At 73.5% G+C, this 1,859-nt stretch carries 1 protein-coding gene; it reads right to left on the bottom strand.

The annotated features are described in order from the left end of the window. Positions 1 to 1,859: condensation domain-containing protein (locus IEZ06_RS35685; protein WP_229799167.1), on the bottom strand; the 1,859-nt coding region annotated here is incomplete at both ends.

Below are 1,859 nucleotides of genomic sequence, written 5' to 3' on the forward strand. Positions count from 1 at the left end.
GAACCGCCCGTGCAGCGTCCCCTCCGGCAGCGGCGCGGCCGTGTCGTTCACCCCGGCACGGGTGACGAGCTGCCCGGCCGGGACCAGGCACGGCACCGGCGCGTCCCAGTCGCCCTCCAGCAGCCGGTCGAGCAGACGGTCGTACGCCGCGACCATGCCGTCCAGCACCCCGGCCGGGAACAGCTCCTCGACCGCGTCCCAGTTCACCTGCAGACCGCCGTCGACCTCCACCACCTGGTGGTCCAACCAGACCTGCGGCGTCTGTGACACCCCCCAGACGGGACCGGCGAACAGGGTGCCGGTCAGCCCGCCGTCCTCACCCGTCACGCCCAGGGTGCTGGTGAACACCACCGGCATGGTCACGTCCGTCGAGCCGGACTTCCTGGCCAGCTCGCGCATCACCCACAGCGCGGAGGCCTCGCTGTGCTCCAGGTCGCGCACCACCCGGCGCTGCAGGCGGCGGGCCCCGTCCAGCCAGGTCTCCCCGGGTTCGTAGGCCACCAGCAGCAGTGAGGTGAAGTCGCCCAGGACCCTGTCGATGTCCGGGTGCACCTCGCGGCGGTCGAAGAGGGTGAAGTTGATCGTCATGTCGCGGCGGGCGCTCCACGCGCCCAGCACCTCGGCGAACGTGGTGGCCAGCACCGTGGAAGGGGTCAGGCCGTACCCGCGGGCCGTGTCCTTGACGGCCTGCCACTGCTCGGCGGGGATGCGGACCTGGCGGCGGGTGAAGCGCGGGCGTGCGATCCCGGCCGGGTCCCCGGCCAGCGGGAGCCGGGGACCCGGCGGCAGCTGGGCGACCCTGGCCGACCAGTACTCCTGTGCGCGGCGCAACGCCTCGGGATCGGGCTTCACGCTGAGCACGTAGTCCCGGAAGGACAGGTCCACCGGTGGCAGTTCGGCGCCGGGATCGCGGTAGAGGGTGTCCAACTCGCGCAGCAGGGTCATGGTGCTGAGCGCGTCGAGGATGATGTTGTCGAAGCTGACCCCGAGCCTGGTGCGGTCCTCGCCGTACCGCACGGCCCGCACGTCGAACAGCGGCCAGCGGGTGGCGTCGATGAGCTGGTGCGACATGGATTCACGCAGCTCGGCCAGGACCCGGTCGGCGTCGCCCTCGCCGGCCTCGGTGACCGGGACGGCGAAGCGCGGCACCTCCGGCAGGATGCGCTGGGTGCCGTCGGGCAGGAAGACCGCGCGCAGCATCTCGTGCCGCTCGATGAGCCGGTTCCACGCCGCCTCCAGCCGGGGCAGGTCGAGTCCGGCCAGGTCGTACTCGGTGTAGAAGTGGCAGCCGACGCCACCGAGGGCGAAGTCGTCGGTGCGGCCCATCCAGTAGGCGCGCTGCACGTCGGTCGGCGGGAACGGCTCGTGCCGGTGGCCGGGGTCGGGGCGCAGGGCGATCCGCCCCGGAGCGTGCTCCTCCCCCGGTCGCAGGGTCGCGTGCTCCTCCGGCCGCAGGGTCGCGGCGAAGTCGGCCAGCTCCGGATGGTCGAACAGGTCCGTCAGCTCGGCGCCGGTGACGCCGGCCGCGCGCAGACGGGTGATGAGGCGGGTGGCGAGCAGGCTGTCGCCGCCGAGGCTGAAGAAGTTCTGGTCGCGGCCGACGGCGGGCAGTCCCAGCAGTTCGGCCCAGGTCGCGGCCACGACGCTCTCCACGCCGGGGCGGGGCGGATCGAGGTCCTCGCGCTCGGTCGGCCGCTCGCTCAGGAGCGCCTGGACGGCGGCGCGGTCGACCTTGCCGTTGGCGCTGAGGGGCACGGCGGACAGCCGGGTGGTCCACTCGGGGATCATGTACGGCGGGAGCCGCTCGGCCAGCCAGGCGCGCAGGCCGGCGTCGTCCAGGCCACCCCCGGCCACCACGG

Origin of the sequence: Planomonospora antibiotica, from assembly GCF_014647955.1 — a bacterium.
GTDB lineage: Bacteria > Actinomycetota > Actinomycetes > Streptosporangiales > Streptosporangiaceae > Planomonospora > Planomonospora parontospora.